The organism is Halanaerobium salsuginis (assembly GCF_900114545.1).
GTDB classification, from domain to species: Bacteria; Bacillota; Halanaerobiia; order Halanaerobiales; family Halanaerobiaceae; genus Halanaerobium; species Halanaerobium salsuginis.
In genome coordinates this window covers 37587-62444 of sequence record NZ_FOTI01000011.1, presented here as the reverse complement: position 1 = coordinate 62444, position 24858 = coordinate 37587, and the positions used below count along the sequence as shown (strand labels likewise).

General features: G+C 32.9%; 21 protein-coding genes. 1 reads left to right on the top strand and 20 read right to left on the bottom strand.

All coding sequences use genetic code 11. The features are described from left to right. Window positions 1–18: 18 nt before the first annotated feature. From BMZ74_RS05445 to BMZ74_RS05360, 18 genes are all read right to left on the bottom strand, one after another. Window positions 19–1020, bottom strand: a complete 1002-nt coding sequence (locus BMZ74_RS05445; RefSeq protein ID WP_089860824.1) for a glycosyltransferase family 2 protein — start codon at window positions 1018–1020, stop codon at window positions 19–21. Then, window positions 1020–1979, bottom strand: coding sequence for an NAD-dependent epimerase/dehydratase family protein (locus BMZ74_RS05440; RefSeq protein WP_177181372.1), 960 nt, complete (start codon window positions 1977–1979; stop codon window positions 1020–1022). Before BMZ74_RS05440 ends, BMZ74_RS05445 begins: the two co-directional genes overlap by 1 nt. Further along, window positions 1969–3036, bottom strand: a complete 1068-nt coding sequence (gene rfbG / locus BMZ74_RS05435; RefSeq protein WP_089860820.1) for a CDP-glucose 4,6-dehydratase — start codon at window positions 3034–3036, stop codon at window positions 1969–1971. The genes BMZ74_RS05440 and rfbG overlap by 11 nt, the downstream gene beginning before the upstream one ends. Then, window positions 3036–3812 (bottom strand): glucose-1-phosphate cytidylyltransferase, encoded by a 777-nt coding sequence (rfbF, locus tag BMZ74_RS05430; RefSeq protein WP_089860818.1) that lies wholly within the window; start codon window positions 3810–3812, stop codon window positions 3036–3038. The genes rfbG and rfbF overlap by 1 nt, the downstream gene beginning before the upstream one ends. Window positions 3813–3834: 22 nt before the next feature. Continuing rightward, window positions 3835–4533: an FAD-dependent oxidoreductase gene (locus tag BMZ74_RS05425; RefSeq protein ID WP_089860816.1), complete on the bottom strand. Its 699-nt coding sequence runs from the start codon at window positions 4531–4533 to the stop codon at window positions 3835–3837. Between the two features lie 3 nt (window positions 4534–4536). After that, window positions 4537–5856: a lipopolysaccharide biosynthesis protein RfbH gene (rfbH, locus tag BMZ74_RS05420; protein ID WP_089860815.1), complete on the bottom strand. Its 1320-nt coding sequence runs from the start codon at window positions 5854–5856 to the stop codon at window positions 4537–4539. A 387-nt stretch (window positions 5857–6243) separates the two neighbouring features. Then, window positions 6244–6945 carry an HIRAN domain-containing protein gene (locus BMZ74_RS05415; protein WP_089860813.1) on the bottom strand — a complete coding sequence of 234 codons (702 nt, stop codon included), beginning with the start codon at window positions 6943–6945 and terminating at the stop codon, window positions 6244–6246. Window positions 6946–7006: 61 nt separating this feature from the next. Beyond that, window positions 7007–7846, bottom strand: a complete 840-nt coding sequence (locus tag BMZ74_RS05410; RefSeq protein ID WP_089860811.1) for a HipA domain-containing protein — start codon at window positions 7844–7846, stop codon at window positions 7007–7009. A gap of 372 nt (window positions 7847–8218) precedes the next feature. Further along, window positions 8219–8563, bottom strand: a complete 345-nt coding sequence (locus BMZ74_RS05405; RefSeq protein WP_089860809.1) for a P-II family nitrogen regulator — start codon at window positions 8561–8563, stop codon at window positions 8219–8221. 72 nt (window positions 8564–8635) lie between these two features. Continuing rightward, on the bottom strand, window positions 8636–9799 hold the full coding sequence (locus BMZ74_RS05400; protein WP_089860807.1) for an iron-containing alcohol dehydrogenase: 1164 nt from the start codon (window positions 9797–9799) through the stop codon (window positions 8636–8638). Between the two features lie 37 nt (window positions 9800–9836). Then, on the bottom strand, window positions 9837–11024 hold the full coding sequence (gene preA / locus BMZ74_RS05395; RefSeq protein WP_089860805.1) for an NAD-dependent dihydropyrimidine dehydrogenase subunit PreA: 1188 nt from the start codon (window positions 11022–11024) through the stop codon (window positions 9837–9839). Further along, a complete protein-coding gene (locus tag BMZ74_RS05390) occupies window positions 11008–11337 on the bottom strand; it encodes a hypothetical protein (protein WP_089860803.1) in 330 nt (109 codons plus the stop codon). The genes preA and BMZ74_RS05390 overlap by 17 nt, the downstream gene beginning before the upstream one ends. A 3-nt stretch (window positions 11338–11340) precedes the next feature. After that, entirely contained in the window at window positions 11341–12708 is a 1368-nt protein-coding gene (hydA, locus tag BMZ74_RS05385; RefSeq protein WP_089860802.1) for a dihydropyrimidinase, read from the bottom strand. Window positions 12709–12733: 25 nt separating this feature from the next. Continuing rightward, complete coding sequence (locus BMZ74_RS05380; protein WP_089860800.1) at window positions 12734–14182, bottom strand: uracil-xanthine permease family protein; 1449 nt, start codon at window positions 14180–14182, stop codon at window positions 12734–12736. A gap of 436 nt (window positions 14183–14618) precedes the next feature. Beyond that, window positions 14619–15908, bottom strand: coding sequence for an IS110 family RNA-guided transposase (locus BMZ74_RS05375; protein ID WP_089860798.1), 1290 nt, complete (start codon window positions 15906–15908; stop codon window positions 14619–14621). A gap of 166 nt (window positions 15909–16074) precedes the next feature. Next, the gene (locus tag BMZ74_RS05370) at window positions 16075–17307 is read right to left on the bottom strand and encodes a Zn-dependent hydrolase (protein ID WP_089860796.1); all 1233 of its coding nucleotides are present in this window, start codon (window positions 17305–17307) and stop codon (window positions 16075–16077) included. Window positions 17308–17370: 63 nt separating this feature from the next. Continuing rightward, entirely contained in the window at window positions 17371–18699 is a 1329-nt protein-coding gene (locus BMZ74_RS05365; protein ID WP_089860794.1) for an aminotransferase class III-fold pyridoxal phosphate-dependent enzyme, read from the bottom strand. 286 nt (window positions 18700–18985) lie between these two features. Next, window positions 18986–19675, bottom strand: coding sequence for an HAD family hydrolase (locus tag BMZ74_RS05360; RefSeq protein ID WP_089860792.1), 690 nt, complete (start codon window positions 19673–19675; stop codon window positions 18986–18988). 170 nt (window positions 19676–19845) lie between these two features. Between BMZ74_RS05360 and BMZ74_RS05355 the strand changes: the two genes are divergently transcribed. Beyond that, window positions 19846–20592, top strand: coding sequence for a YaaA family protein (locus BMZ74_RS05355; RefSeq protein ID WP_342742430.1), 747 nt, complete (start codon window positions 19846–19848; stop codon window positions 20590–20592). Between the two features lie 89 nt (window positions 20593–20681). Here BMZ74_RS05355 and tkt read toward each other — a convergent pair whose 3' ends face one another. Together tkt and BMZ74_RS05345 are read right to left on the bottom strand one after the other, a co-directional pair. Further along, window positions 20682–22652: a transketolase gene (gene tkt / locus BMZ74_RS05350; RefSeq protein WP_089860788.1), complete on the bottom strand. Its 1971-nt coding sequence runs from the start codon at window positions 22650–22652 to the stop codon at window positions 20682–20684. A gap of 37 nt (window positions 22653–22689) precedes the next feature. After that, window positions 22690–24858 (bottom strand): BglG family transcription antiterminator, encoded by a 2169-nt coding sequence (locus BMZ74_RS05345; protein WP_177181371.1) that lies wholly within the window; start codon window positions 24856–24858, stop codon window positions 22690–22692.

Here is a 24858-nt window from a genome sequence, read left to right as displayed (position 1 = left end):
TAATTACTCCTAATAAATTTAGTTTATAAAACTTTTAAATTTGTTTTTAGTTTTTTCATATTTATTACCCAAAATTAATCTTAAAAATTTAATCAAAGCCGATTTACTTAAATATTTAAATGCTAAAAAAGGAAATCCTAATCTAGTTAGCAAACTTGTATTATTCCCAAATTCTATATTTTTTAAAGCTTTTAAATAGTGGCTAAGCCCTTTAGATAAATACATTTGATACCGAAAAGTCTGAACATCTAACATTTTAAGTTCTAATTTACTTCTCTGAAATGAAGTTATATTAACAAGTTTCTTATAATTATCAAATATCTCTGATATTAAACCATCCTCATTGTAACCCCAATCTTTATCTTCCTGAAGAGCTTCTGTAACTTTTACAGGGTAATCGGTAAAATGCCAAGTTTTCCCCTTTAAGCAATTATAAGCAACAAAATAAATTTGTGGATATATATTATTCACTTTATTTTTATTATAAGTTGATAAAATCATATTTCTTTTGAAAATTAAACCACTTATTTGATGTCCACGCCAAGAATTTTTCAAACAATTATTAAATCCTTTATTGTATATTTTTGAATTGACATTTAAGTCTCTTCCAGAATTAAGAATATCGCCATCAGTTGTAATAGTCTGTGTGCTGGGTATAACACAATATATTTTTCTATTAGCTTTTAATTTACAAACAGTTTCAACTAAATAGTTCTCATTTATATAGTCATCATCACCTAATGTCATTACATATTCACTTTCAGCTTTATCCAAAACAAACAAAACATTCTTTTCTAAACCTAAATTATCTTCTTGATGATATATATCTATATTTATTTTATTTCTTTTCAAAAATAGGTTTGAAATACTTTTAGTATTATCATTAGAACAATTATTAGACACAATAATTTTAATATCATTAACCAAATCATTATCAATTATAAATTCTTCAAGCATATACAAATTTTTTTCTAAAAATTCATCTCTATTATAAGTAGGAATTAATATTGATAATAACATTAAAAGTTTAGCTCCTTTATATAATTATGCCACCAATTTATTGTATCTCTTAACCCAGATTTTATTTTAAAGTTTGGATTCCATCCTAATTTTTTGATTCGACTATTATCTGAATAAAATTCAATAGTTTCACCTTTTCTATAAGATAAAGCACCTAATTCAAACTCACTTTTTGGTAAAAATTCTTCAACCAATTTAACAATATCTTTAATTAATATTTGTTTGCCTGTACCAATATTAATTATTTCATATTCATTGAACTCATTATATTTATTAATTAAAACGATGAAAGCATCAATTAAATCGTCAATATATATAAAATCTCTACTTTGTTCTCCTGCAGTAAGTTCCATTTTTTCTCCTTTAATACCTCTCCTAATAAGTTCTGGTATCAACATTTGTGAAGTCTGTTTGGGACCATAAGTTAGAAAGGGACGTACTGTTATAATTGGTTTATCATAAATTTTTGAGAACAACTCACATAAATATGTGGAGCAAGTTTTTGATAAAGAATAAGGAGAAACTGGATGTTCTCTCTGACTCTCTTGAAATGGAGCTTCCCCATCACCATATTCTTCACAGGTACCTGTATTAATAAATAAATCATAATCAATATTATTTAAAGATTTTAATAAATTTAAAGTACCATTAAAATTATTACCAATTGCCATATCAATACCATTTAAATCTCTTTCAGCATTAACATAAGCAGCTAAATGAACAATTATATCTGGATTTAATTTTGAGATAAACTTATTTAGTTTATCAAAATCGTTTATATCAATAATTTCTATATTAATTTTATCAATATTTTCTAAACGCCAAAAATTATCCTCAGAGTGTGCAATCACATGGACATCTTTTCCCATTTTTACTAACCTAATAACTAAATGAGATCCTATAAAACCAGTACCACCTGTAACAAGAAACTTTTTATTTCCCATGATTTTATTTTTCACCTATACTTAAATATTCTTTAATCTGTTCTACATCAAAATCATAATCAACATTATCATTCTGATACCAGTCAACAACTAAATCAATTGTCTGGTCAAAACTAAGTTTTGGTTCCCAGTTTAAATGATGTCTGGCTTTACTAATATCAAGTTTCAATAGTTTCGCTTCATGTAGTTCGTTGTTATTAGAAGTATCAATCCATTTACCTGAACCCCATTTATTAACCAGTTTGTCAACAAGTTCTCCAACTGTCACAATTGAAGCTTCATCAGGACCAAAATTCCAGGCGCCTGTATATTTTTTAGGGTTTTGATAGAGTTTTGAAGCTAATAGTAAATACCCCCGCAAAGGTTCTAAAACATGTTGCCATGGTCTAATAGCTTTCGGACTTCTAATCTCAATAGCTTTATCTTCTTTTAGATAGCTAATACAATCAGTTATTAGTCTATCTGCTGCCCAGTCTCCACCACCAATAACATTACCAGCTCTAACCGAAGCCACAGCTATATCAGAATCATCATTCTCAAAAAATGATCTTGTATAAGCAGAAGTAACCAATTCTGCACATCCTTTGCTGGAACTATAAGGATCATATCCGCCCATAGGATCATTTTCTCTGTAACCCCAGATCCACTCATTATTTTCATAACATTTATCACTGGTTATTATAATTACACTTTTAACACTGTCACTCTGCCTAGCTGCTTCTAGAACATTTACAGTTCCCATGACATTTACTTCATATGTTTCTCTTGGTTCTTTATATGATAATCTAACCAGCGGCTGAGCTGCCAGGTGAAAAATAATCTCTGGTTTTTCTTCCTCAAAAGTTCTTAAAAGATTATCATAGTCTCTTATTTCACCTCTAAGATCAGTGATCTTATCACTTAAATTAGTAACAACAAAATTATCCTGATCAGTATAAGGATCTAAGGCATAACCAATCACATTAGCTCCCAGTTCATTTAACCAGATAGATAACCAGGATCCTTTAAAACCAGTGTGACCGGTTACTAATACATTTTTATCTTTATATATCCCATCAAATAATTCTTCCATTATTCCCAGACCTTCCAGAAAGCTTTATCTTCATCCCAGAGCTTATTTAAATGTTTAACATCACGTTCATGATCCATACATTCCCAGTTACCATCATGCTTATAAACCATAACTCTACCCTGTTTAGATAGTTTTTCTAAAGGACCAACTTCAAAATCACAATCTTCTGCAGGAGATAAATGTTCAAGCAGCTCTCTTTCAAAAACCATATATCCTCCATTAATCAAGCCTTTTGAAGTCTGGGGTTTTTCTTCAAAAGATTGAACTACATTATCTTCTTCCAGAAGTTCTCCAAATCTTGCTGGTGGATGTACTCCTGAGATTGTTACCATCTTATTATGTTTTTTATGAAATCTAACTAGATCATTAATATCTATATTAGCTACTCCGTCTCCATATGTAAGTAAGTTTATACCATCATCTAAATACTTCTCAATTCTTTTTATTCTACCACCTTTAAGAGTATTTAAACCAGTATCTACCAGAGTAACATTCCAATCTGTTTCATTGTGATTATTATGGAATGTTATATCAGAGTTGCTTAAATCTATAGTAAAGTCATTATTTTTAGCTTCATAATGCAGAAAATAATCCTTAATTACATCACCTTTATAACCAAGGCAGATAATAAAATCAGTTACTCCATAATGAGCATAAGTTTTCATAATATGCCAGAGAACAGGTTTCTGACCAATCGTAACCATAGGTTTTGGAATTAAATTCGTTCTATTACCAAGTCTGGTACCAAAACCTCCTGCAAGTATTACTGCTTTCATAAAAATTTAACCCCCTGATTTTTTATTCCCACTGATCTAAATAAATGTTTTTTAAGTTTTCAGCTTCAAGCTTTTCCTTAAAGTCTAAATTAAACTCAGTTGTGCCACAAATATAATAATGAGCTTCTTGAAAATTTTTAGCTGAGTTTATTACATCCTTTTTAGCTATTCTTCTATTTATAGTTTCAGTATTTTCTTCTTGGGTTGTAAATAATAGTAGTTGATCATTATTTAATTTCTCTTTTAAATACTCTAGTCTTATAAAATCTTTGTATTTTTTTGCAGAATAAAGAAGTTTTAATCGATCTAGATCATTCTGTTCTTCCAGAGCTTCTATAAAACTAAAAAATGGAGTAACTCCTGTTCCACCAGCTAAACAAATAATATCATTTTTTTGATCAAAAACTGGTAAAATAAAATCTCCATAAGCATATTTAATTGTCACTTCACTACCCTTTTCAACTTCATTAAAAATCTTTGTAGTATAGTGACCCACTTTTTTTATTATTAGTCTAACCACTTTTTCTTTATTATAATAAGATGCTAAACTGAAAGTTCTTGATTCAGGCCAGTAATCAGAAGAATCTACTTCTTCTAAAGAAAGCTGCAGAAACATTCCAGCTTCAAATCTTCTATATTTATCAGGTTTTAAAATATATTCTCTAATCTCTGCTGTGTGTTCAATTACAGACAGGACCTCTGCCCGGGTTACAACTGCCATTTTTTATATCCTTTCATCAAAAAAATCAGCAAACTGCTGGATAATATATTCAATTTTCTGGTCATCAAGTCCTGGATAAACTCCAATAAAGAAAGTATTGTTCATTATATAATCAGTATTGGCAAGATCTCCAACAACTCTGTATTTAACATTCTGATAGGCAGGTTGTCTGGTTAAGTTGCCAGCAAATAATTGTCTGGTCATCACTTTGTGTTCTTCTAAGTAATTAACAAGTTCATTTTTAGTAAACTTATCATTTTCTCTAACCGATAATGGAAAAGCAAACCAGGAAGGATCAGAATTCTCTTCTGCTTCAGGTAAAATTAAATATTCTTCAAATTCCTTAATACCTTGATATAGCTTCTGGAAGTTATCTTTTCTTGCCGTTATAAAGTCTGGAAGCTTTTTTAACTGTTCTACCCCAACTGCTGCCTGCATATCAGTAACTTTCAAATTATAACCCACATGACTGTAAACATATTTATGATCATAACCATAGGGAAGATCTCCAAACTGCATAGAAAATCTGCGTCCACAGGTATTATTCGCCCCCGGTTCACAGTAGCAGTCTCGACCCCAATCTCTAAAAGAAACTGCTAGCTTTTTATATACCGGGTTATTAGTTAAAACTGCTCCACCTTCTCCCATTGTCATATGGTGGGCCGGATAAAAACTAACAGTAGCAAAATCGCCAAAAGTTCCTACCATTTGGCCATCATAAGTAGTTCCAACTGCATCACAGCAATCTTCAATTAAATATAAGTCATGTTCTTCAGCAAACTCATTTACAGCTTCTAAATTAAATGGATTACCCAGAGTATGGGCAAGCATAATAGCTTTAGTTTTATCAGACACTGCTTTTTCTAATTCTGAAACCTTTATATTATAGGTACCAAGTTCCACATCTACAAAGACTGGCACAAGATTATTTTGAACGATTGGATTAACTGTCGTTGGGAAACCAGCAGCTACTGTAATTACCTCATCACCAGCTTGTAATTTTCGATCCTCTAATTTATCTGAAGTTAAAGCTGATAAAGCAACTAAATTAGCAGAAGAACCAGAATTAACCAGAGAACAATATCTCTGATCCATAAAATCTGCAAATTCTGCTTCAAATTCTTCAGCATATCTTCCAGTTGTTAGCCAGAAATCAAGACTGGAATCAACCAAAGATACTTTTTCTTTCTCATCAAAGACTCTAGCAGCAAATGGTATGGTATCTTTACCCAGTTCGAAGTTTTCTTCTTTTTGTTCTTCTCTATATAATTCTTTTACTTTTTCAAGTATTTCTTCACGAAGTTTTTTAGATTTTTTTGACAACTTTTTCACCCCATATTTTTATAATATCAATAAATCTAAATACTGAAACATTAATTCTTTATATTTAAGGACTTAACAAAACATATTTCACTAGATGTATAAGAATTCAATATTATTTTTTGACGCCCGTTATCATTTCCTTAAATTTACATTTTATGAAACTAAACTTAAAAAAATAAATTAACCTTATACAATATTATTATAACATATATATCCAGAAAAACCAGCCTCGAATTTTTGAAATTTCTGTGAAGTAAAAAAGGCAGCACTCATAATTGAGCACTGCCTTTTAGAATGAATTTTTATTTTAACTTTGAATAAAAGAGCCCGCATATTCAATAGCTAACTTAATTGACTCTACCATACTTGCACTGGCAATATTTTTTCTTATACTATAACTACTTTTTCTTTAGAAATAACTGGTTTAACCATTTCTCCACAAAACTCTATTTTAACTTTTTCATCAGAACTAGCATTTGGGGAAATTTCTTTAATAATTGCTTCATATTTATTTTCCTTAACTGATTGATCAATATAACGACTATAAACTGCTGGGACATAGCCCAATTTATACTTGCTATCTTTTGTCCAGATTTCAATAGCATGATTATCATATAGATTATCATCTTCCAGCTTTAATAACAAACTATCATCAGGTGAAATATTATCAATAATTTGATCTCCCTGATAATGACGCCAGCCAGCAATATTAAATTTAACCTTACGTTCTTTTTTAATTTCATTAATCGGTTCAATAAATTCTAAAGTATCAGTACTTAATCTACCACCAGTTTCTCGAAGCTGATCAAAAGGCTTATTTTTCCTATCTTGCCCACTAAGTCGATTTAAAAATGGAGCAAATAAATTATTTGCTTTATATATTTTATAAATATTTTCAAAGATTTTAATTGGCTGATAGCCCATCTTAACTGCTATTTCTATACTACCTCGTTCATTTTCTTCTGTATGAATATACTTAAAATAGTATTTAGCATCTCGCTTCCACAAGCGACCAATTACAATTCTATTACGAGTGATAGGATCTTTCCAGACAACTAGCAATTCATTATTATGCTTTTTAATAACCATTTATTTACTCCCCTCCTCATTAAACAATACTTAATAGATATTAAAACAAACAAAATCGAGCCTACTTATTAATCATTATTTCTTTTCTAGCTAAAAGTATTTTAAGCACCAATTTTTTCTGCTGATCTGTCATTATAAAACCGGGCACTTTATTAATTATATTAGCTAAATCATCTTGTTTAATTTCACTTATTCTTTCCATAAAATCACTATATATACTATTGAAATTATTGATAATATAATCTAACATTACAAACTGTGAAATTCTTTCATTTTCTTCTAAAAGAATAGCTGAGTAACAATTGTTTATATAATTAGTAAAATAATTATTATCACTAAACATTTGATTAATTTTATTAGTAAGTAGATTCCTCCCCAATGAAGAAGCATTATCATAGATTGGGCTAAGTCGAGTATCTTTGGACTTAGAGACTATAATTCCCCAATTTTCTTCATGACGGTCAGGTTGACCAATAAATATATCAAATAATAATAAACAAATAAAATTTTCTACTAAATTATATTCACTTAATGCATCTATAATATTACTTAAAATATATTTAGAGCGATTATCTTTACTAACATCAACCTTTAAAATCTCTATTCCTTCTTTTAAAACTTCATCTTTTTCTAAAAAATTATAACTTATACAACCAGGCTTATTATTATAAATTGCCAAATCAACTTCTGGCATTGAAAACATAAGTTTATTCCCAATTTCAGCTACAATTTTTTCTGCCCAATGATCACCATAATAACAGTCATAATAATCATTATGCTTAGGACGTTTAAATAAGCCTTCCCGTCTGGTTTTAGTGTTTAACATCCAATAAGAGTTACTAAAACCTTTTCCTCTATTAACAATTTCCCAATCACTGAGATCTATAATATTATATTTCATATTTAAAATCCTTAATTTAGATAACTTCTATATATTAATTAAATCATATTATACTTTGCTTCTAAATTCAATCACTTTAATAAATTAATTAGTATTTTTAACAAAAAAATAAAAAAACCGCCCCGGGAAAAGGGCGGTAAAACAAGGAGAAAAGTACAAGTATTTAAATTTATGTTTAAACTGTTTTACAACAGCCTTTAAAGGGGAGAAAAAGTTTTATTACTTTAGCTTAATTAAATAATAACAGCTACTGATTAAAATAACTTTAAAAACATATTAGAAAAACATTAAAAGAGCACTTTTAATGAAAAAAGCACCCTTTTAATTGAATTATTGAATATTTATTTTAATTATTCAAGCTAAATTAACTACCTAAATAGCCTCATTATTAATTTCTCCTGTTCTAATTCGCAGCACCTGATCAACGGTATAAACAAATATCTTACCATCACCAATTTTATCTGTTCGGGCAGCTTCAGATAAAACATCTAATAAAGAATCAACTTTCTCATCTTCAACCACAATTTCTATCTTTAACTTTTCTTTGAATTTAATTTCATTACCTTCATAAATATCAGAATCTATTAAATCCTGTCCCTTTTGCTTACCATACCCAGCGATCGGGCTCATACTCATTCCACTAATATCAAGTTCTTCCACTGCTTTAACTATATCCTCTAATTTAGCTGTTCTAACAATACTCTCTACTTTTTTCATTTTCTTTCCCCCTCAAAAATCTATTAAATAATTTTTATAACTTAATTAGCTTAGCGTTAAATAATTTTAAACTTAAGTAGTTAACTTTTTATAAATCTCAATTATAGCGTTCTGATCAACTGATTGATAAGTATTAGCTGGACTACCACTTGCAAGAGCATCAGTAGCCATTTTATCTAAATTGGCCAGATAACTTTCTTCCAATATTTCAAGTTGACTAATATTTTCAGGAATATTTAATTTTTGAGCCAGTTCTTTAATTTTAGCTATCCCTACCTGAGCAATTGTCAGCTGGTCTTGCTTATCAGCTTCTACTCCGATGGCCCGGGCCACCTCAGCGAAACGATCTGGAGCACCACTAGCCGCATATTCCAGACAATTAGTTAACAAAACTGCATTCGATAAACCATGTGGAAGATGATACAGTGCTCCCAGAGGTCTCGACATACCATGGACGATAGTTACTGAAGAATTATTAATAACCATTCCGGCTTCTAAAGCTGCTAAAGCAAGTTGAGTTCTTGCCTGCAGATCAGCTGGGTTTTGACAAGCTGTTTCCAAATTATTAAAAATCCTTTTTACAGCTGACAAAGCCAGGGTATCTGTTAAAGGCTGATGATTAACCGAAGTATAACCTTCAATTGCATGAGTAAGTGCATCAAAAGCTGTTGCAGCTGTTATCTTAGCTGGAACTGATAACGTTAGTTCGGGATCGACAACTGCAATCTCTGGAATAATTCGCGGATCTCCAATTAGCATTTTTACATCATTTTTCAAGTCATTAATTACTGTATATTGAGTAGCTTCCGAGCCTGTGCCAGCAGTTGTAGGGATTGCTATTACAGGAGTCAGCTGATTATTCAGCTTATTTAAACCCTGATAATCCCTAATATGTCCAGGATGGTTTAACATAATTGCTACTGCTTTTGCAGTATCAATTGGACTGCCCCCTCCTAAAGCAATAATAAAATCACAGTTTTTAGCTTTAAAATAATTTAAAGCCTGCTCAACTTGGAGATCATCAGGTTCAGAATTTATTTCAGCAAATACTTCTATTTCTAATTTCTGCTCTCCAAAAATTTTTTTGACCTTATTTATATAGCCCAGTTCAGCTAAATTTTTGTCACTAATCAGAAGTGCTTTTTGACCATATTTACCAGCAGCAGCTGCTGCCTTTAACAGTGCCTGCTGTCCATAAAAAATTTCTCTGGGCTGTCTAAAAATATACGAGTCCATAAACATTCTCCTCAAATCTATATTTATTAAATTAAAACTAGGCGCTATACTCGATTGCCTCTACCGGACAGAGCTGTTGACAGAGCAAACAGCCCACACATTTTTCTCTTTTTATTTCTGGTTGGCGAGCTTTATTCCAACTAATTGCCTGATGACCACCATCATTACAGGAAATATAGCAGCGTCCACAGCCCACACATTTTTCTGATTTAATTTCTGGATAAATAATAGTATTTCTATCCAGCTGATCAGGAGCAACCACATTTGCCAGTGATTTACCTACTAAATCAGCTAATCTAGCAATTTTATTTTCTGCTAAATAAATAGTTAAACCTTCAATTAAATCATCTATAATCCGATAACCATATTGCATAACTGCTGTTCCAATCTGTAAATTGCTAGCTCCTAACAGCATAAACTCTAGTGCATCTTTCCAATTTTCAATCCCACCAATCCCGCTCAATGGTACATCTTTTAGTTTTGAATAACTGGCTAATTCCTGAATAAAGCGCAGTGCAATTGGCTTAACAGCTTTACCTGAATAACCAGCAACAGAAGATTTATTACGAATCACAGGTTTAGGAGCAAGATAATCTAAATCTATTGAAGTAATACTTTTAATAGTATTAATTGCTGCCAGACCAGCAGCTCCTGCCTTAACTGCTGCCATTGCAGGTGGAACCATATGAGCTAAATTAGGTGTCATTTTAGCCAGCACTGGTAAATCACTACCAGCAATTGTAGCCTGCATATATTCTGCCACTAGTGCTTCATTTTGACCGACATCAGATCCTAACTCACTATCACTCATTTGCGGACAGGAAAAATTACACTCAATAATATCTGCTCCTACCTCAGTCACCAATTCAGCTAATTTAGTCCATTCTGCTTTATTTCGCCCCATAATTGAAGCAATTATTATTTTATCAGGATAATTTTGCTTAAGTTTTTCCATTGCTCTCAGGTTATCTGCTAATGGATATTCCGAAATCTGTTCTAAATTACGAAAACCAAGGAATTTATTATTTAATTTTGATAACTGATCAAAGCGAGGTGATACTTCTTCTGCTGCAAAAACTCCAACAGTTTTATAAACAGCACCTCCCCAGCCCTGTTCAAAGGCCCGGGCTACCATCTCATAGTTACCCGAAATTGGTGAGGAAGCCAGAAAAAATGGATTCTCACATTCTACACCACAAAATTCAATTTTAAGTTTTGAGTCCAACTGGCTGCACCTCCTTTTCTACTTTGCTCAATAAAAATTCATGAATTTTACTTATTTCTAATGGCCGATCTATTTTTGATCTTGTACAGGCCATTTGACAATTATTTTTATAACCACATTGACTGTTACAATTCTTTTCCGGACCAATTTTATTTGTCAATTTTTTGACTGCTCCCTTAAAATTCTCAAACTGTAATGACTTGATTATTGCAGCTGGGTCAAGACCAACAGGACATGCTTTAGTGCAAAGGGGATCATAACAAAGTAAACATCTGCTAATCTCAGTCTGAATATACTTCTCATTTACTTTCATCTGTTAAGCCTCCAGACTTCGAGCAATAAATTTGCCTCGTCCTGGTTCTGCTAAGAACTCACCATTATTATAGACAATTTCTCCTCTACTAATTGTTGTTACTGGATAACCTGATAATTCAAGACCTTCCCAGATAGTATAGTTAAGATTAGAGTGCATCTTATCGGCAGTAACTGTAAATTCTTGTTCTGGATCATAAATAACTATATCTGCATCATAACCCGGTGCAATAGCACCTTTTTGATCACTACAGCCAAATAGTTTAGCTGGATTGCTAGCACATAATTCTACAACTTTGTTAAAAGTTAGTTGACCCTGATTAGCTTTATCCAGCATATAGGGATAAATATTTTCAACTCCCATACAGCCATTAGGTATTTTAGAAAAATCATCTTTACCCCACTCTTTTTCTTCTGCTGTAAATGGGCAGTGATCTGTAGCCAACACAGAAATATCGCCCCGCTCAATACCACGCCACAATTCATCCTGACTGGCCTGCCCCTTAATTGGAGGAGAACAAACAAAATCTTTGCCATTATCCTGTTTATAAACATCTTTAGTAAAATGTAAGTATTGAGGACAGGTTTCTGCATAAATTTCATAGCCCTCATTACGTGCCCGATTAACAGCCTTAACTCCTTCTTGACTGGCTAAATGGACTATATAAACCGGTACATCCAGTGATTTAGCCAGGTTTATAACTCGTAAAGTTGCTTCTTCTTCTACAAATTCTGGTCTGCTTAAATAATGATACCAGGCAGATGTTTTTCCTGCAGCTAAAAATTTAGCTACTCGATTATCGATTATCGACCCATTTTCAGCATGAACTGAAATTCTAGCTCCAATTTCTTTAGCTGCCTGCATTACTTCTACTAAATCACCATCTTCGATCATTAAACCAGATGATTTGTAAGCTGTAAAAACTTTAAAAGTTGGTACACCATAAGCAACTAATTCTTTCATTTCAGCAACTGTGTTTTCTGCCATTTTAGTAATACAAACATGAAAACCATAATCTATATGAGCCTGAGGAATACAGGCTGCTTCTTTTCTTTTTAATGAATCAACCAGAGTTTCTCCTGCGGCCTGAGTTACAAAATCAATAATCGATGTCACACCACCACAGGCAGCCGCTTTTGTACCAGCAGCATAATCATCAGCCGAAACAGTTCCACCAAAGGGCATCTGCATATGAACATGAGCATCAATTGCACCTGGCAAAATATATTTCCCTGCTGCATCAATAATTTCTGCTTCCGGAGCCTTAATATCTTTTCCAATTTGAACAATCTTTTCTGCTTCTATTAATAAATCAGCCTGATAACTCTGTTCAGCTGTAATAATTTTGCCATTTTTGATTAATAACGCCATTTTTTATCTCTCCTTTTTTAGCAAACTAGGCATTAATCCCTCTTTCTTCATCAGTTCCTGGAATTAAATTATCTAAAATCAAACCAGAAATAGCACCTACTGCAATTCCTGTACTACCAATTGTATTGATGATATCAGCCAACCAGCTAAATCTTTCAAACTCTAAAGGTGAATTAGTAAAATAAACTGGTAAACTTAATCCCATAAAAAGAACAAAACCAATTATCATCAAATTACGCTGCGAATTAAGATCACAATCAGCAGTATGAGAAAGTCCAATTGCAGCAATTAAACCAAACATTGAAATATATAATCCTCCAACTATTGGCATGGGAATACTAGAAATCAAACCACCAAATTTCCCAACAATCCCAAGAATAATTAGCACTACAACTCCAATATTTACTACATAACGACTGGCTACTCTTGTTAAACCAACAACTCCAATATTTTCTGTGTAACTTGTGCTGGCAAAACCACCTAATAAGCCAGTAATTAAGCAGCCAACTCCTTCAAAACCGATTCCTTTACTTACTTTTTCAGAAGTTAATTCTGGTCCCTGACAAGCTTTATTCATTGCCTGATAATCACCATAAGATTCAATTGCAGAAGCTAAATATCCAGCTAAGATAATTAAAAAGAAACTGAATTTAAACTTTGGTACACCCCAGGGCAATATTATATCGGCCGGACTTCTAAACCAGGGCGAAGCTTTTAAAGTTTCAAAGCTAACATAACCTGCCGAATCAGGGGTAAATATTCCCAGATAAGTTAAAACTAAAGCAACTAGATAAGCTAAAATTACTGACAGTAAAACTGGAAAAAGGGCAAATAAAGTATTTTTTGGCCCCAGGACTAGCGAAAATAAAAAGATGCAAACTATGACTATTCCGGATAACAACCAATTCTCACCGGCAGTCGGTGCTCCGGAGGCATAAAGTGTTAAACCAATTAAAGCAATTACAGGTCCAATTACAACTGGAGAAATATACTGCTGTATCTTGCCCATCAAGCCGCTAAACCCAATAAAAATTTCAACTATTGCTCCGGTAATTATCGCTCCAGCAATATACTGCATTGAGTTTGCCCCTCCAGAAGTGGCTGCGATAATTGCAAAGAATGGACCTAAAAAAGAAAAAGATACTCCCTGAATAATCGGCAATCTAGTTCCAAAATTAACCTGTAAAAATGTTGCTATTCCTGCACAAAGCATCGCTGAAGCAATTAAAGTTGCTACCTGAATCCCACTCATTCCGAGAGCAGGAGCCAGTAGCAGAGGAACTGTGATTGTAGAACCAAACATAGTTAAAACATGCTGCATCCCAAGGCCAACCGCTTTAGAAAAAGGCTTTGGCTTATCATCTAAAGTATAGGCCATTTCATATACTTGTTCATTAATAGTTATATTTCCATGTAAATTTAAGTCACCACCTAAATTTTTTAAAACACTACTATCTACTCTTAAATTGCTCATTTTCTTCCTCCCTCTTTAAATTAAAGTTATCTCTTTAATACTCGCTTATTCGCAGTTTTTCATATTTCTTTGAATTAGAAAAGTAGAAACTTAAGACATAAATATTAATTTATGGAAATATAGAGTCGACCTGATTAAAAATCTAACTTTTTTCTAAAAAATTCCTCTATGGTCGCTTTGGATCTCCACAAGACCATGGTGGTCTTACCTCCCATATCTCCCAGGATCTATGTCCCAACATTCCTTCGTTCTACCTTCCCATGGGTGGAGGCCGGCTCTGCTCCTCGACGGGGTCTTAACTTCTGTTAAGCCCTAATGGAATAAATAATTTCCGGCTAATCCAGTCTTCCTCTTTCAAAGTTCTATTACTCAACTTTAAATAATCTTTCTTAAATCAATAAACTTATCAACTCATTAAAAACAATACAATTAATGTTTAAGCTACTTCCTGTAAATCTAAATTTCTATCAATATCGTTCATCAACTTTTCACCATCATACATAACATGTTTTTGACCAAGTGCAAAAAATATTCTAATCAGTTTACAGGCCAGGGCTATCATTGACTGCTTTGGTTTTAAAGGATTATCCCTCCGAGTAGTATAGTATTCATGCAGCTGTCTAAACTCCTGATTTTTAGCCAGTATCGGCAGCATTACTCTGTACAGTAATGCCCGTAATCTGGGTCTTCCTCTTTTAGTTATCCTGGTTTGACCAAGATGCTTACCTGAACTGTGTTCTTTTAAGTTTAAACCTGCAAGTTTCTGTATCTGTTTGGGATGATCATAATCATTTATATCCCCAACTTCTGCAATAAAACCAGCCACTGTAATTATACCTACACCCTTTACTGACTCCATATATTTAGCTTCTTCCATACTGTTAAATAACTTTTCTACTTTTTCTTCAAGCAGTTCTTTCTGGTCGTTTAAAAGCTCATACTGCTCAAGTAAATTCCTTAATTCATACCGGGTGAATTCTCCACCTTCTTTAATACCAATTGAGTTTAAAGCTGCTTTTTTGAGCTTTCTGGCTCTTCTAATACCCACACCTCTATTAGCACCTTTTTTGAAAATCCCAACTATTTCTTCATCGGTTTTTTCAAGTATTAAATAAGGTAAAAAAAGTTCTTTTAAAATTGCAACTGAAGCTTTTCCACTCCATTTTTTAAAAACAGTTTGATATTCAGGAAAATATTTGTCTATCAGCTGCTGAATTTTATTTGAAAGATTTATAATATCTTTAACCAGTCTTTCCCTGTGAGTCATTGCTACTCTTAGATCTGCATATTCTTTTTCCGGCATATGTGGCACAGAATATCTGCCATCTATTACCAGTTTAGCTATGACTTTAGCATCTTTTCTGTCTGTTTTAGTTGGTGAGTTATCATCAAGAGACTTACTCTTTTTAACATGAGCTGGATTTACCACTACCCTCAAAAAATCTGTTTTTCTTCTTAGATATTCTTCTAAGGGTAACCAGTAATGTCCTGTAGGCTCCATACCAACTATTACACTAGTTTTATTTTCCTTCTCACTTACTTTTGAAATCCAGTTTAGAAGTTTTTTAAAACCTGCTTCATTATTTTCAAAAAAGATTGCCTTATCATATTCTATACCTCTAAAATCAAAGAATCGAGCAGCATGTTTGTTCTTTGCGATATCCACCCCAACTACCAGTGTTGAAACTTTTACTTGCATAATCTTTTCATTTTGAGTATAATTCATATTAGATACCTCCTTGGTTTTTTAGAGATCAGAATGACCTCTGATACTCCGTATTATACCAAGGGGGTATTTTTTTGTCGATACTGATTTTTATTCATTACAGGAATGCTCCTCGTTTACTCACTACTTAATTTATTAATTCTGGCATATTAATATTAATTTTCGCTTAATTATTTATATCTGCCTTAAGTACTGCATTTAACATTACACTTGCTCCTTTTGTACATTCTTCTAAAGAGGTATGTTCTAATTCACAGTGACTATGTCCATCTTTTGAAGGAACAAAGACCATAGTAGTTGGCAGCATTGTAGTTGCAAACTGAGCGTCATGACCTGCACCACTATTAATATATTGGTTAGAAATACCTAATTCATCGGCACTTTCTTTAACATACTCTACTAATTGCTTATCAAAATATACAGTATCGCGTCCCCAGGCTTTTTCATACTCTACTTTACATTTAACAATCTCTTTTGGCATATTCTTAATAACTTCAAAAACTTGTTCAATTACTGCAGGATCTTCATGCCTGGCATCAATCGAAAAGTCAACATGGTCAGGAATTACTGTATGAACATTAGGGTGACATTTTATTTCTCCAGTAGTATAGACAAGATCAGAAGCAAGCTTATCTAATTCTTGATGTAAATAATCAATTAATTTAGCAGCTGCATAAAGTGCATCTTGCCTATATTCCATAGGAGTAGTACCAGCATGATCAGACTGTCCATAAGTTTTTATCCGATAATTAAGCATCCCATTGACACAAGTTACAACCCCAATTTCTTTTTCATTAGCTTCCAAAATTGGACCCTGTTCAATATGAAGTTCAAACATATATTTATAATCATCTGCATTTAATCTATTTGATTTTTCTCCAACATAATCACTAGCTTTTAAAGCTTCTCTAAAAGTAGTAGTTTCATCTAAAACATTTTTTGAATTAAGCATTGTTTCTTTATCAAATTGACCAAAAATAACACCAGAAGCCATCATTGCAGGTGGATATAATGATCCTTCTTCATTTGTCCAGATCATTGCTGTAAGTGGATGCTTATGTGATATATTATTTTCTACTACAGTTTCTAAAACTTCCATAGCTGTTATAACACCCAGGATTCCATCATAATTACCACCATTTTTTACTGAATCTGTATGAGAAGCTATTACAATTCGTTTAGCATCAGGATCTGATCCGGGAATAGTAGCGTAAATATTTGCCATATCATCTGTAGTTATTTCAGCCCCGATAGCTTCCATTCTCTCAATAAACTCTTCTCTCGCCTGTACATCTTCTGGAGATAGAGTATATCTTGTAATCCCGCCATTCCCAGTATCACCATACTGAGCGAAAGTTTCAATTTTATCCTTCATTCTTGCCTTATCACAAGTAAACATAAGTAACTCCTCCTTTTTATTATTAAAACATTTAACTATAGAATTCATTCTACTGTAACTGCTCTAGGCTATCATCAAATCTACTTCATTTAAAACATCATCCAGAATTTGTAAGCCTACTGCTAACTCCTCTTCTTTAATAATTAGGGGAGGGGCGACAATTAATATATTTTCGTGGAAATAAGTTGAAAATCCAGCATTTTTTAATTTTTTTAAAATACCAGCCATTATTCCTTCCTGATCATTATCATATTCTGTTAATGGCTCTCTGGTTTTTTTATCTTTAACCAACTCTACAGCTGAAAAAAGACCTATATACCTAACATCTCCAACTGAGCTATGCTGATCTTTTATTGCTTCTAGTTTTTCTCCCAGAACTTTTCCCATATTTCTAGAGTTCTCAATTAAATTTTCCTCTTCATAAACCTCCAGAGTTGCTAAACCTGCTGCACATCCCATCGGATGACCACTATAAGTTAAACCACACATTAATTTTTCTTCATTAAAATATTCTGCTATTTCAGAACTAACAAGCACACCACCCAGAGGTACATAACCAGAAGTAATACCTTTAGCAAAAGTTATAATATCTGGTTTGACATCCCAATTATCACAGGCAAACCATTCTCCAGTCCGCCCAAAACCAGCCATTACTTCATCACAAATAAGCAAAATATTAAATTCATCACAAATTTTTCTTAAACCCTTTAAATACCCATCTGGTGGAATTATAACACCATTACTTCCAGTTACAGTCTCAATAACAACTGCAGCTACACTTGCTCTTCCTTCATAAATAATTTGCTCTCGTAACTGATTTAAGTAATATTGAGCAGCTTCTTTTTCAGAAGCAAAATCAATTGGCGACCGATAAAGATAAGGATCAAAAAACTTAACAAAACCTGGAATCCCTGGTTCAGAAACAAATCTTCGCGGTTCTCCACTTAAATTAGATGCTCCATAAGTTGCACCGTGATAAGATCGATAACGCGAAAATATTTTATGTCTACCTGTAAACATTTTTGCTATTTTAATTGCGTTTTCGTTTGACTCAGCACCTCCAATTGTAAAAAATACTTTTTCCATGTTATCAGGTGCAATCTCAATTAATTTAGCAGCTAATTTTGATTTAGCTGCAAAAGCTGTTCCAGGTCCCATGTAGGGAAACTTATCTGCCTGATCTTTAATTGCTGCAATAACTTTACTATTGCCATGACCAATATTAACATTTACCAATTGGGAAGACATATCAAAAAACTTTTTTCCTTCTTCATTCCAGAAATAAATTCCTTCAGCTTTAGTTATTACCTCAGGATTCAAATCTCCCTGTTTACTCCAGGAATGAAGATTATTATCTAAATCTAACTGTTTAATATTTTCCACATCTGACATATCATCTCTCCTCTCTCCTCGTAAAAAGCGTAACTTCCATGTTAGGTTAATGTGATGCAATATTCAGCAGTATAATTTAATTTTCGGCTTTTGTCAACGATTTGTGCTATTTGGATGTATGTATCCCGGGATTATAAACAATTAGTTAATTTAAAAAATAAAGTAAATAAAAAAAGCAGATCCCTGACAAGGATCTGCCGCATAACTTTAAACTATTTTTTTAATTATTATCTTAGCTTGATTAATTTATTAATATTCAGTTACTCGTTTAATTTTTTGCGTTCTCTTAAAATAAAATTTTATGTAAATTATCACGACTAAACTCAGCAATTTCCAGATCTGCTGCTGCTAAATCCTGACTGGGATCAGCTGCCCGGTTATAGGCAATCACTTTACATCCAGCAGCTTTTGCTCCTTTAACCCCATTTTCGGAATCTTCGATAACCAGGCACTCGCCAGGCTTGAAATTTAATCTTTTAGCTGCCCGCAGATAAATATCAGGAGCAGGTTTACCATTGATAATTGTAGTACTATCAACATAACCTATAAAATATTCAGCCAGTTCAAACCTTTGATAAATATACTCAACAACTGGAGGATAAGAAGAAGAAGCAATAATCATTTTATAACCATGTTCTTTAAAAAATTCAAACCATGCTTTTACGCCTGGCATCAACTTAAGATCTTCACTATTAGCTAACCCTACGTAATAGCTGTGAATATGCTGTTCAATAAAATCTTCTATTTTATAGTGACTATATTCCGCTTTAACTTCAAATTTATTTAGCAATTTTTGCCAGCTATCAAAAAGACTGGTTCCCCTTAAACTATCTCTCTCTGCCTGAGTTAAATTAATTCCATATTCAGGATAAATCTTTTTATTTACTTCCTCATAAATCGGTTCTGAATTAATAATTACTCCATCCATATCAAAAATAATCGCTTTAATGTTATTTTTACTACTTTTTTTATCCATTTTATCACCTATTTGATTAAAGATTTAAAAAATAAGTTAAACATAAATTATGACTCTAGTTAAATATAACAGTTATTAACTAAAAGTGCAATTATAAAAGGTTTATCTGCTTAAATCGAGAAGATATTAAAATAAGAATTTAATTTAATCATAAACTAGCTAAGAAAGGACTGATTAAACTGAAAATAATTTTATCGCCAAGTAAAACTCAAAATAAAGCAAGAAAACAGCAGACAAAAGGTAGGGATATTTTACACAAAGATCTCACAAAAAAACTATTTGATTATCTTAAATCTCTATCTAAAAAAGATTTAGGAAAAGAGCTTGCTATTCAAGGTAATCTTCTGGATAGAACTTATGAGCTTTATCAAAATCATAGTTTTGATAATCAAACTATTCAAGCTCTGGAATGTTATAATGGATCTGTATTTAAACAGCTCAATTTAAATAACTATACAAATGAACAGCTGGCTTATCTCAAAGAAAAATTAATTATCATTTCGCCAATGTATGGTCCGCTACATTCTGACACTGAGATTTGGCCATATAGACTAGAAATGAGTTTAAAACCAGATGAAATTAATCTTTATGATTACTGGCAGGAAGTTATGACAGACTATTTTGCTGAAACTGATCTAATTATTAATCTAGCTTCTAACGAATATAGCAGAGCTGTAGAAAAAAACTATCAGGGGAAAATAGTCGACTTTTACTTTAAAGAGGAAAAAGCAGATAGTACTCTAAAAACAATGGGCTATTATGTCAAGAAAAACAGGGGTAAAATGCTTGATCAGCTAATTAAAAATCAGGTTAATAGTCTCTCTGAAATTAAAAAATTAGTAATTGATGGTTATAAATTCAATCAAAAACATTCTGCTGAAAATGAATTTTATTTTATTAAGCCATTTACAAAATAGTTTATTATATTTTAAAATATAAATTTATAAAAAAGTCCTGGTAAAGTTTACTTTTGCCAGGACTTTAATATTTTCTTCTGAAAAACATTTTAAATAATCTTTTTTATCTTTGCAGCAATTTTTTGAGCGGTAAGGCCAAAATAATCTGCTATCTCTGCTCCAGCTGCACTGTAGCCAAATTCTTCAATTCCAATTACCAGTCGTTTACCAGTTAAAAGTCTATACCAGCCGGTTGGTGAACCAGCTTCAACGGCTACTTCTAAATCTGAATCAGCAAGTAATTCGGCTAAAAATGCTGGAGCAGAATATAGTTTTTCTTTTTCTGGGACAGAAATCACCCGGCAGTTACAGCTCTTAGCCAGCTCTTGAGCTGCTGCTACTGCAGTTGCTACTTCACTTCCACTTGCTAAAATACTAACCAGCTTTTTTCCTGCTGCTTGTTTAAATTCAGTAACAAGATAAGCCCCCTGATCAAAATCAGCTAAAATCGGGTCTGCTGGCAGTAAATCAACAGCCTGTCGCGCTATCACTAATGCAACTGGCTGATCTTTTTCTTTTAAAGCAGTCTGCCAGGCCAGTTTAACCTCTGCCCCACTGGCAGGTCTAATTACTCGTAAATTAGGAATTAATCGTAAAGATTCTAGCTGTTCAATTGGTTGATGAGTAGGACCATCTTCTCCTACAAAAATAGAATCGTGAGTAAAAAGATAGATTACTGGTAATTTCATTAAAGCTGCTAATCTGATTGCCGGCCGCATATAATCAGAAAAAGTCAAATAGGTTGCAACTACCGGTCTTAAGCCACCATGCAGCATTATTCCGCCAGCAGCTGCTGCCATAGCATGCTCTCGAATACCAAACTTTATATTTCTGCCCTTATAATAACCATTTTTAAGCTCAGGATAACGATCAAAATTGAGTCTGGTTGATGCAGTCAAATCAGCTGTTCCTCCGATTAGATAAGGTAGTTGTTCACCTAAATAACGATAATATTCACCAGAATAATTACGCAGTGGTTTTTGCTTTTTAAAATCTAATCCTGCCGCTGAGAAATCAATCTCTGTTTTAAGTTCAACTCCTGCAGCAAGTTCAGCAGCTAACTCTGGAAACTTAGCCTGATACTTTTCAAATAAATACTGCCAGTTCTCAAATTCACTCATCAGTTCTGCTTTACGATCAACAAAATATGATCTTACAGATTGCGGAACTACAAATTCTGCTGTTTCAGAAAAACCTAATTTAATTTTTAATTCTTTTATTTCTGAATCAGTAAAAGGAGCTCCATGAGCAGCACTGGTACCTTCTTTGCCAGCCACCCCTGCTCCAATTACAGTTTGAGCAGCGATTAAAGTTGGGCGAGAAAAATCAGTTTTTGCTGCTTTAAAAGCAGCTGCTAAATCGATAAAAGAATTTCCCTGTACCTGATCAATAACCTGCCAATTCTGAGAATCAAAGCGCTGTTTAATTTGATCTGGGAAAGTTAAATTAGTTTTTCCATCGATAGAAATTCCATTTTGATCATAAACTACTATTAGTTTGCCAAGTCCTAAACTACCTGCTAAAGAAGCAGCTTCATAACTTAAACCTTCCATAAGATCTCCATCACTAACTACTGCATAAGTATAATGATCAAGCAAAGGAAATTCTGGCTGATTGTAATGTGCAGCCAACATTGTTTCTGCAATAGCTATGCCAACTGCATGACCTAATCCCTGGCCTAGCGGACCAGTAGTCATTTCTACACCAGGAGTTATTCCTAATTCAGGATGAGCTGGTGTTTTTGATTTAAACTTACGATAATTTTTCAAATCATTTATTGTTAAATTATATCCAGCCAGATTAAGTAAACTATAGAGCCAGACTGCTCCATGTCCAGCCGATAAAATTAGCCGGTCACGATTAAACCAAGCAGGCTCAGCAGAATTATATTTCATTACTTTAGCAAATAAATAGGCTCCCAATTCAGCACAGCCAAGCGGCATGCCAGGATGGCCAGAACCAGCACGGCTAACTGTTTCTGCCGAAAGAACTTTAACTGTATCAGCAATTTTTTGCAGCATAAACTTAGCCTCCTTATAACTAAAAATCTCTTTAAAACTAAAGACTATTTTTTAACAGAGCAAGTACATCTGCCTCATTTTTTTGTTTCAAAATATTAGTCAACAATTCTGGGCAATTAGCAAGAGTAATTATATCTGTCAGCGCAGGTAAATGTTGTTTTTTATCAACTGGGGCCAGCACAAACACAAAATTAATTGGATCAAAATCATGCCCTAGTTTAGTGCCATTTTTCAAAATCAGTAAACTTATTCCAGCCTGCTTAACTCCATCATCAATTCTAGCATGAGCAAGACAAATCTGAGGTGCTAAAGCAATATAAGGACCATTTTCTTTAACAATTGCAATCATCCGTTTAATATAATTTTCGGTAATTAAATCTTTTTGTTTTAATAATTCACCAGCTTGAGTTAAGGCTTCCTGCCAACTTAACTTTTGTGAAGAAATTTTTAAATGACCAGCTTTTAAAAAAGCGAGCAGCCCCAATGGAGAAGGATCATTTAATTGCACATGATAATTAAAATATTGTTCCAACTTTTTCTGTGCAGCTGGTACAGTATCAGGTTTTAGATAAGGTTTAAGTAATTCTACTATGCGATCTGGCTGTTGCTTTATTAAATCCGACTTAATTTGTTCAGAACTTTCTTCACTGAAAATACCATAGCTCAGCTGATGATTCTGAAGATACTTTTTAATCTTTTCAATATCTTCTTCATTTAAAAGTGGATTAACCAACACGCAATCTTTAGCTAATCTGCCCAGTGGAATAGTAGTAATTATAAAATCTACTTCTGTGAATAACTCTAATTGTTTGCTCAACTCAAAACTAGCTACACTGGCAACAATTTTAATTCTTTTAAATTCATTTTTTAAACGAACTTCAAGTAAATTTGTTGTTCCAACTCCACTTGAACATACCAAAATAACTTTAACCTGCCGCTGCTTATGATAACCAAGCCTCTCTAGAGCAGCTCCAAAGTGCAGCGCTAAATATGCTGTTTCATCTTCACTAATCTCAACATAAAGTTCATTCTGAATTAGTTTAACTGCCAGCTGAGCAGCTGCAAAAACTGCTTTATATTTATTTTTTATATCTGTCAAAAGAGGATTTTCAATCGGTAAATCAAAAATTATCCGTTTAATTGTTGCCTGTAAGTGAATTGTCAAACCAGTAACTAGTTTTTGATCATTAATTAGCTTAACTGCAAAGTATTTTTCGACAACTCGAATCATTTCTCTAATTAAATTTGGTAAATTAGCTGGCCTTAAATTAGCTGTATTACCAGTCGAATTTCTTCTGGCACCTAATAAATGTAGTGTAATAAAAGCTATTTCTTCTCCTGGCAGCTGCAATTTAAATTCTTCTGCTAGAGTGTGAGCAATCTTAACAGCTAATTGATATTCTGGCTGTTTTGCCAGCAGTTTAAGCCTTTTGGGGGCAAACTTAATTTCCTGACCAGCTCTCAATCTCAAAATGGCAAAAGCAAGGTGCAACACCAGATTACTAAAAGCAGTTTCAGTAAATTTAATTATTTCCTGTTCAGCAAAATTTTTAACAGCTAACTCAATTTTAGTTAAATCAATTTCCTGTAATAACTCCTGTAAATTACTACTATAGCTTGATTTTAGTTCAACTTGATAGGCCGACTTACTGTTAACCTGATTTAGATAATCTAACATATCATCTCTTTCATAAGTTTCATTAAACAAAGCTTTCATAGCCTGCCTTATTTTTAATTCTGCTCCCTGAATTTTAATTCCATAATTACGCCGTCTAATTAATTCTAATCCATGATATTTAAGCCATTCTGCCACTAGATCAAGATCTTTACTAACTGTAACAGCACTTACGTCAAGCAGTGAAGTTAGTTCATTAATAATTAAGGGATCTTTTTTCTGAAACAGTTTATATAAAATTAAATATTTTCTCTGATCAGCAGTCTGAAAATGACGTCGTTGATAGAATTGATCAAATTCAGCTAAAGCCTGGCCCAGCTCTAAATCTGTCCCCTGGAGTAAAATACCATAGTTAGGTTTTCTAATTAAGCTAAGCTTGTAATCTGCTATTAAATCTGCTATTTCAGCAAGATCATAACGGATTGTTCTCTTGCTAACCTCTAATTTAGCAGCCAGTTCCTGCAGTGAAACAGGTTCAGACCGATCGGCCAGGTATTTATATAACTTAAATAAACGAGTGTTTTTTCCCAT